We start from the raw sequence: 4,466 nt of genomic DNA, 5'->3' as shown, positions 1-4,466 counted from the left end.
AACTGCGGGTGGTGGCGTTGAAGGCCGAGGTTGTGATCACGGCGGTTCCGATGGGGGCATCGATGGAGGCGGTGACCGTCATGGTCGCCTGGCCGTTGGTGGTCGTGGAAGTATTGCCGCCGGTGGGGCCGGTGAAGGTGAGCCATTGTTCGGGGAAGCCGGTCCAGGTCACGACAGTATTGTCCTTGACCGGATCGCCGTTGGCATCGGTGTAATAGACGGTCAGATCATGGGGCACGCCGCGAGTGAGGACATAGCCGTCCTTGGGAATGATGGTCATGTGGCCCTGGCCGGACACGGGCTCGATCTCGCGGGCGAAGGTGAGCGTGACGCTTGCATTGTTGGCGTCGGTGTCAGGCATGTTGCCGGCGTGGGCCTTGACGGTGGCGGTGACCTTGTCGGGGCCGTAGGCGGCGGTGACGGCATTAGTGGCGAGGCCTTCGGCATTTGCCGTGGTGGGATCCGGGTCGAGCAGTTTGACGGCGGCGGCGGAAGGATCGATGGAATCGACGGACCATGTGATGGTGCCGTCCCAGGCGGTGCCGGTGACGGGTGTTCCGTCGAGGTTGGTATAGGTGGCCTCGAGGACATGTGTTGTTGCCTCGGAGAGGACATAGCCGTCTGGCGAGGAGATGGTGAGGATGGTGCCCTGCTGGGAGCTTTGCTGGAAGGAGATCGGCTTGGAAGCGCCGGAGATGTAATTGGCCGGGTCGGGATCGACGGAGGCGGCGTAGATCACGACACTGTTGAGGGGCTGGTTGGGGCCGATCACGGTGAGGTTGGTGAAGGTGGCCAGATTGCCGGCGCTGCCGGTGACGGGTGAGGGGTTGGGATCGAAATCGAAGCTGTAGCCGGGATATTTGCTCTCGTCGACCGACCATGAGACCTCGCTGAAGGTCTTGTCGGTGCCGCCATAGGTCGCATCGATCTTGGTTGGCGTGTAGAGAGAATAGGGCGGCTGGGCGTCAGGCTTTACGACAAGCTCATCGGATACCTGGCCGGTGAAGCTCAACACGAGGTCGGGGTCGGAATGGTCGTATGCGCCGGCTGCGGCGATGAAATTGCCTGTCGTGGCGATCACTGCCTGATCGATGGCTGGCCCGGTCGAGGCGGTGACGTTGATCCCGGTCTTGCCATCCTTGATGCGCGAGACATTGGGGAGATCGCCGGTATGGGCATTCTGGCCGTCGCTGAAAGTGAGGCGGTCGGCAGGCATCCCATACCAGATAACCGGGGTGTCGTCGTTCATATACTTGCCGGAACTGTCGACATAGGTACAAGTCAGCCACTGCTTGACATTTTGCGGCAAGGTACCGCTGGGACCGCTGAGCGTCATCTGGCCGAGGCCGGGGATCGGATCTGCCTTGCTGGTGAACTCGACCTTGAGTCGGCCTACATCCGACCCGGAACTCGCCTTGACATAGGCGACGCCCGAGCCTGAGCTCGTATCATATTCGATGGAGGTAAGCGTGGTGCCGTCGTCAAGCGTGGTGGTCGGTGTCGGCTGGAGCGTGATGCCGGCGGTGGTGCCGCTTTCGAGCGACCAGTCGATCTGTTTACCGCCCAGCTTTTGGCTGCCGTCGGTCTTCTGATAGGTCGCCTGCAGCAAATGCGGTTCGTTCTCCGTCAGCGGGGTACCGTCAAGCGACCTGACGACGAGCACATTGACGGGGGGCTGGACGCTTCCGGCGGTGAGCGGGAAAGTCTGGCTACCGGTGGGCACAGCGCTGTTGTCGGGCCGTGCATAGACGGTGACAGAGGGCAGCGTCCCGCTGTTCGGCCCGGTGACGGTGATGCTGGTGGTGGCGGTGGGCGGGTTGCCGGAAACCTGCGATGAATTCGAACTGAAGCTGACGGTGTAACCGTCGGGCAGAGCGCCTGCGGACCAGTAGATCTCGGAGACGCCGCAATCGGTGCCCGTCACCGTCGCCGTCAGCTGGTCGGATGTGTAGAGCGGGATGGGGTCGGGGTTGGCAGTGACGGTGATCTTGCAGGTTTCTGATGGTGTCAGCTTAATCCGCAAAAAACCATAGTCGCGCTCGCCCCAATCAGGATTGGAAGTGGTGGCAGAAATATAGGCGGTGACTTCTGTGTCGCCCGTGAAAGTGATCGTGTTCTGAGTGGAACCGCTTACGATCTGCGTCGTCCGGTGAGCGAACGCTACCTGATCGGCCGGATATGCAGCCCACAGCATCTCCGTGCCGTCACCGGAATAGGTGGCTGTCAGTTGCTGCAGCGTCTCATCCCAGGCGATGTGTACGCTCGGATTCGGGCCCCACGGATCGGCAGCCATAACTAATATTCGATCTTGTGCGCCGTCCGGCGCGGTAGCACGTAAATCAAAGACGGTTACCTGATAAACAGGCGTCGCGCCGTTTACCGTGGTTCCATCGCCAGCGGTTTTCGTTGTGGGGCTCAGCAGGGTAGCCTTCCCATAGGTATCCATTGATTCCCACTCTATTTCCCCTACAAGCGGGTTGCCCTCACTATCCGCCCAGGTTGCCTGGAGCAATGGCGTCGCCGTAGGGATGTATATCAATGGCACGCCATAGAGGGACATAAGGCCGAGTGTGCTCTTTGGCGGCTTTTCCACGGCAAGGAATTCCAGGTCGATGCTTCCTTTGGGATTACCGTCGAAGGGCGCATATGCATAAACCGTTACCTTGGTATCCCTGTTTGGCCCTACCGCGGTAATTTTTATCGACCCTTTGCCATTTACGAGGTAGGTATAAGCTCCCAAATCCCACTGGGGCGCGCCGTCATGGAACCTGAATGTATGGCCCGGTTTTCCCTCGGCCGGTGGAGGAGATTCCGGCCCGACGTCGAAATAAATATCGTACCATGCCGCATCATCACAGGATATGTTGAGTGTGTAGGTGTCGTAGAGGTTGAGAGGCCCGGTGACGGGCTCGAACTGAATGACGCTCGATTGAGCTTTTTGACCAGCCTGTCTACGTGGCAGGACTTCCAGCTTGGCGCTGCGCCAGGCAAGAAATTCAGAGGCGCTGTTGCCGGCAGTCTCCTCGGAGGAATGCCCTTGAAGAATTTTATCAGTATCTTTTGTCATATGCCGTTTCCTTTAAAATCCGGACGCTGGGATGAATCCTATTCAGCCGAGTAATCCATCCATCAATTAATGCTTATTAATGCTGGCCTGTTTTACAGGCTTGTGTGGGGCTCTCCGCAGAGCTGATCCACTGGTCAGCGCCGCATATTTTGAACTTCAGGCAGGCCGGCCCTCGGATTGGGCTGCCTCATGCTCCAGTCTGTTCACATCTTCTATCGACCGTACTCGGCAGTTAGAATGATCCGTCTTTGTCCGAACCAGCCAGGCTGGACCGGGAATGGGCGGTTCGAGGCTATGCCCGAACGAAAGGCTGGTTAGCGGTGGAAGCGACCCGTCAGGTCATCAATCATTTGCTCTAAACCCTCTAAACTATATGCAATCATCAACCAGCAGAGATGGCCGCCGGGCTTGCAAAACGCTGCTTCCGGCTACTCAAATTCATTACATCTATTCAATGATCATCTAAATATAAATCGCGTGTCCCGTCAAGAAAAATCCGCATGCATAAGTTGTGAATGCTGGATCGGAGGTCAGGAAGCGCACCATGGTTCCGGCAGGAGTTGAGGGATCAAGGCTGACGGACCAGGTGACGGTTCCATCCCATGGGGCCGGAGGGTTTTTCAACGTGCTGCAATCGACGTATCGCGCGCGGAAGTAATGAAATTCGCTTCCAAGCGTCACGGGATCGCCGTCCCATGAATCAAGCGTTACAATGTAACCAGTGAGGGGCTCCACAGAATTGTCAATGAACATCCCGACCCATGCCGGTTCAAGAGCCACAGACGAATCTTCGGGTCGGCACCAAATTCTGACGATGTCGCTGCCCCAGATAGTATAATAGGTAAAATCGGTTGTAAATTTGCCGTCTTTAAGGATGGAGCGCGGCGGGTTGAACACATATGCCTCGCTTGATGGAGCATTGCCGGCACCAGTCTCATTCTCCCACACCACGGTTTTGACGGCACCGTCCGTGCCCGTATATTCTGCCGTGATCGTAATTGGGCTCCCCTGGGGGAAACGTTCCCATTTGGTTGGCGACTTAATGACGAGTTGCCCGTTGGGGACAATCTTGCTTTGGGGTTCAATCGATTTCTTCATGGCGAAACCTCATTATTCGAAAAAAGATGCCGAGCGTCGCCCGTGCCGGTGTATTCTGCGGTGATTGTAATCGGGTCACGGTCGGAATTCTGTCCACTCGATTTGCGAGGTGATGACAAGCATTCCGTTGACGGCTGCCGCCGTTTTACGTTCGCCAAGGTCTTCCCGCGTGCCTCTGCAATTCCTTTAAAAAAGTGCATCGGTCATTACTCTTGGGCAATTAAGTATTTTCCCGTTTTGCCCGCCGGGAGCATTTGTGCCCCCGGCGTGCTGGTTTGCTCCCGTCAAACGACGGTATTGA

The 4,466-nt window shown here is 57.4% G+C and carries 2 protein-coding genes; both read right to left on the bottom strand.

Annotated elements, in window-relative coordinates; genetic code table 11:
• On the bottom strand, positions 1–3,067 hold a 3,067-nt coding region (locus IEX53_RS23445; RefSeq protein WP_188826579.1), incomplete at its 3' end, for a hypothetical protein.
• Between the two features lie 462 nt (positions 3,068–3,529).
• The gene (locus IEX53_RS23440; protein ID WP_188826578.1) at positions 3,530–4,165 is read right to left on the bottom strand and encodes a hypothetical protein; all 636 of its coding nucleotides are present in this window, start codon (positions 4,163–4,165) and stop codon (positions 3,530–3,532) included.
• Between the last annotated feature and the right edge of the window lie 301 nt (positions 4,166–4,466).

It is taken from the genome of Paramesorhizobium endophyticum (genome assembly GCF_014640615.1).
GTDB lineage: Bacteria > Pseudomonadota > Alphaproteobacteria > Rhizobiales > Rhizobiaceae > Paramesorhizobium > Paramesorhizobium endophyticum.
This window is presented reverse-complemented; position numbering and strand designations above follow the sequence as displayed.

Bases quoted from the DNA above. Each gene is read 5' to 3' on its own strand.
- IEX53_RS23440 (WP_188826578.1), bottom strand. From the start codon at position 4,165: ATGAAGAAATCGATTGAACCCCAAAGCAAGATTGTCCCCAACGGGCAA.